This window comes from Arthrobacter sp. 10T413_2 (genome assembly GCF_056394205.1).
On sequence record NZ_JBFTHK010000276.1, the window covers coordinates 1 to 4023 of the forward strand.

The 4023-nt window shown below is 65.6% G+C and carries 5 protein-coding genes; all 5 read left to right on the forward strand.

The genetic code is table 11. The features are described 5' to 3' along the window. Positions 1–203 (forward strand): succinate dehydrogenase/fumarate reductase transmembrane subunit (locus tag AC1DBQ_RS22350; protein ID WP_476930597.1); only part of this gene is annotated, 203 nt, incomplete at its 5' end. A gap of 3 nt (positions 204–206) precedes the next feature. After that, complete coding sequence (locus AC1DBQ_RS22355; protein WP_476930598.1) at positions 207–671, forward strand: succinate dehydrogenase hydrophobic membrane anchor subunit; 465 nt, start codon at positions 207–209, stop codon at positions 669–671. Positions 672–860: 189 nt separating this feature from the next. Next, complete coding sequence (gene sdhA, locus AC1DBQ_RS22360; RefSeq protein WP_476930599.1) at positions 861–2660, forward strand: succinate dehydrogenase flavoprotein subunit; 1800 nt, start codon at positions 861–863, stop codon at positions 2658–2660. Between the two features lies 1 nt (position 2661). Next, the gene (locus tag AC1DBQ_RS22365) at positions 2662–3444 is read left to right on the forward strand and encodes a succinate dehydrogenase iron-sulfur subunit (protein WP_476930600.1); all 783 of its coding nucleotides are present in this window, start codon (positions 2662–2664) and stop codon (positions 3442–3444) included. A 97-nt stretch (positions 3445–3541) separates the two neighbouring features. Beyond that, positions 3542–4023, forward strand: a 482-nt coding sequence (locus AC1DBQ_RS22370) for an alpha/beta hydrolase family protein (RefSeq protein ID WP_476930601.1), incomplete at its 3' end; no start/stop codon positions are given.

Sequence of the window (4023 nt, forward strand, 5' to 3'; positions counted from 1 at the left end):
CCCTTATGGCCCTGGGTGAAACGGGCCTTGTCGCAGCGATCGTGTTCCACGCCTTCAACGGCCTGCGGATCATCGCCGTCGACTTTTGGAAGAAGGGTGCCAAATACCAGCGTCAGATGCTCTGGACGGTCCTGGGCCTCTGGGTCGTCGTMATGGCCGGCTTCGCCATCCGCCACCTGTCCCTCGCTCTTGGAGGCCACTAAGCCATGACTGCAACCATTCAGAGTCCGCGCAGCGGAAAGATCCAGCCGAAGTACCGTCGMAGCGGCGGGTCCAAGGGCAACTTCGAGATGCTCGCGTGGCTTTTCATGCGGCTCTCCGGCGTCGTGCTGGTGGTGCTGATCTTCGGTCACCTGACCGTCAACCTGCTCGTCGGCGAGGGCATCCACGCGATCGACTTCGGCTTTGTGGCCGGCAAGTGGGCCGACCCGTTCTGGCAGTTCTGGGACCTGGCCATGCTGTGGCTGGCCATGCTGCACGGCACCAACGGTGTCCGCACKATCATCAATGACTACGCCGAGAGGGACGCCACGCGTCTCTGGCTGAAGATCGTGCTCTACGCGGCCACCACCGTCATCATCATCCTGGGCACCCTGGTCATCTTCACGTTCGACCCGTGCCCCGTGGTCAACGGCGTCCAGCTTCCCGGCGGATTCTGCCCCGCACCTTAGGGGCGCAGCCGTCACGGCTCAGCCGTAACAGCGGAGCCGCCGCGGACCGCTGCCCCAGCGGGCAGGCACGGTCCGTCACGGCAACTGATCTTGCCTGCCGAGCGCAGGCGCAGATTGCACGAGACTTCACCGGACAGGCGCGAACCTGCCGGTGGGTTATAGCGAATTTTGAGAGAAAGAGCGTCTGGTATGCAGGTCCATAAGTACGACGTCGTGATCGTCGGTGCCGGTGGCGCCGGGATGCGCGCGGCGATCGAATCAGGTCAGCGCGCCCGAACAGCAGTATTGACCAAGCTCTACCCCACGCGGTCCCACACCGGCGCGGCGCAKGGCGGCATGTGTGCGGCCCTGGCCAACGTCGAGGAAGACAACTGGGAGTGGCACACCTTCGACACCATCAAGGGCGGCGACTACCTGGTTGACCAGGACGCCGCCGAGGTCATGGCGAAGGAAGCGATCGACGCCGTCCTGGACCTGGAGAAGATGGGCCTGCCGTTCAACCGCACGCCCGAGGGCCGCATTGACCAGCGCCGTTTCGGCGGCCACACCCGCGACCACGGCAAGGCACCGGTCCGCCGCGCCTGCTACGCCGCGGACCGCACCGGCCACATGATCMTGCAGACCCTGTACCAAAACTGCGTCAAGCACAACGTTGAGTTCTACAACGAGTACTACGTGCTGGACCTGCTGACCGTCGAGGAAGACGCGGTCCGCGAGGACGGCACCCCGTACAAGCAGAAGCGCGTTGCMGGCGTCGTGTCCTACGACCTCGCCTCCGGCGAACTGCACGTCTTCCAGGCCAAGTCCGTGGTGTTCGCCTCCGGCGGCGCCGGCAAAGTCTTCAAGACCACGTCCAACGCCCACACCCTCACCGGTGACGGCATGGGCATCGCGTTCCGCCGGGGCATCCCGCTGGAGGATATGGAGTTCTTCCAGTTCCACCCGACAGGTCTTGCCGGGCTGGGCATCCTCCTCTCCGAGGCCGCCCGCGGCGAAGGCGCCATCCTGCGCAACTCCGAGGGTGAACGCTTCATGGAGCGTTACGCGCCCACCATCAAGGACCTCGCCCCGCGCGACATCGTGGCCCGTTCCATGGCCAACGAAGTCCGCGAGGGACGCGGCTGCGGCCCGAACAAGGACTACGTCCTGTTGGACCTGACGCACCTTGAGCCCGCACACATCGACGCCAAGCTGCCGGACATCACCGAGTTCGCCCGCACCTACCTGGGTGTGGAGCCGTACACGGAGCCGGTTCCGGTGTTCCCGACGGCGCACTACGCCATGGGCGGCATCCCCACGAACATCAGCGCCGAGGTCCTCCAGGACAACGACACCGTGGTCCCGGGCCTCTATGCCGCCGGCGAGGTCGCCTGCGTCTCCGTCCACGGCTCCAACCGCCTGGGCACCAACTCGCTGCTGGACATCAACGTGTTCGGCAAGCGCGCCGGCATCGCCGCCGCCGAATACGCCAAGACCGCGGACTTCGTGGAGCTCCCGGCAGACCCGGAGGCGTACACGCTGAACCTGCTGGACCACGTCCGCACCTCCGACGGCACCGAGAAGGTCGCTGCGATCCGCAAGGAACTGCAGGACACCATGGATGCCAACATGCAGGTGTTCCGCACCGCCGATACCCTGAACCAGGTCCTGAAAGACATCGCGTCCTTCKAGGAGCGGTACCAGCGCATCAGCGTCCAGGACAAGGGCAAGCGCTTCAACCTGGACCTGCTCGAGGCCGTGGAACTGGGCTTCCTGCTGGAGCTCGCCAAGGTCATGACCGTGGCGGCCCTGCACCGCGAGGAGTCCCGCGGCGGACACTTCCGCGAGGACTTCCCCGAGCGCGACGACGAAAAATTCATGAAGCACTCCATGGCGTACAAGGATGAGCATGCTCCGGCGGACGGTTCCGCCGAGGCGATTGCCGGCATCCGGCTTGCCACCAAACCGGTGGTCTTTACGCGCTACGAGCCGATGGTGAGGAAGTACTAAGATGAGCGCTGAACTCGCTGAGCCAGCATCCAAGATCGAACTGCCCGCCGGCGTCGGCGGGGGCGGGGAAATCCCGTCCTTCGACGTCACGCTGCGCGTGCGCCGCTACAACCCCGAGGTCTCCGAGGACGCCACGTGGGATGACTTCAAGGTCACCATGTACGGCACGGACCGCGTGCTGGACGCCCTGCACAAGATCAAGTGGGAGATGGACGGCAGCGTCTCCTTCCGCCGCTCCTGCGCCCACGGCGTCTGMGGCTCCGATGCCATGCGCATCAACGGCCGCAACCGCCTCGCCTGCAAGACGCTGCTGAAGGACCTGGACACGTCCAAGCCCATCACGGTCGAGCCGATCAAGGGCCTGCCGGTGGAGAAGGACMTGATCGTGGACATGGAGCCCTTCTTCCAGTCTTTCCGCGAAGTCATGCCCTTCCTGATCAACCGCGGCCACGAGCCCACCAAGGAACGCCTGCAGTCCGCCGAGGACCGCGAGCGGTTCGACGACACCACCAAGTGCATCCTGTGCGCCGCGTGCACCTCGTCCTGCCCGGTGTTCTGGACCGATGGCCAGTACTTCGGCCCGGCGGCCATCGTCAACGCACACCGCTTCATCTTCGATTCCCGCGATGACGCCGGCGACATGCGCCTGGAGATCCTCAACGACAAGGAAGGCGTGTGGCGCTGCCGCACCACCTTCAACTGCACCGAAGCGTGCCCCCGCGGCATCCAGGTCACGCAGGCCATCGCCGAGGTCAAGCAGGCCATCCTGTCCCGCAAGGTCTAGCGACTCCTCCAGAACCAGGAGAAACAGACGACGGCGCCTCTCACCTTATGGGTGGGGGCGCCGTCGTCGTCTTCTCGCCCACACGAAAGGGGACACCATGTCCCGTTCAGAAAAAGTCTCGTTCCAAGGTTCCACCGGCGAACTGCTCTCCGGCGTCGTGGACCTGCCCGAAGGCCCGGTGAAGGGCTGGGGCGTGTTCTCGCACGGCTTCACCCTGGGCAAGGACAGCCCCTCGGCGTCGCGGATGTGCAAGGCCCTGGCGGACAACGGCGTGGGCATGCTCCGGTTCGACAACCTGGGGCTCGGGGAGTCCGCGGGGATGTGGTCGGAGGGCTCGTTCAGCCACAAGGTGGCCGACACCGTCAAGGCCGCCGAGTTCATGCGGGACTCGGGCCGGCGGGTGTCGTTGCTGGTGGGACATTCGTTCGGCGGCGCTGCTGTCCTGTCCGCGGCCCGGCAGATTCCGGAGCTCAAGGCTGTTGCGACGGTGGGCGCCCCGTTMTCGCCCAAGCACGTGGCCCACGTCTTTGACGCGGCGCTGGACCGGATCCTGGAGGAGGGAAGCGCCGAGGTGGACCT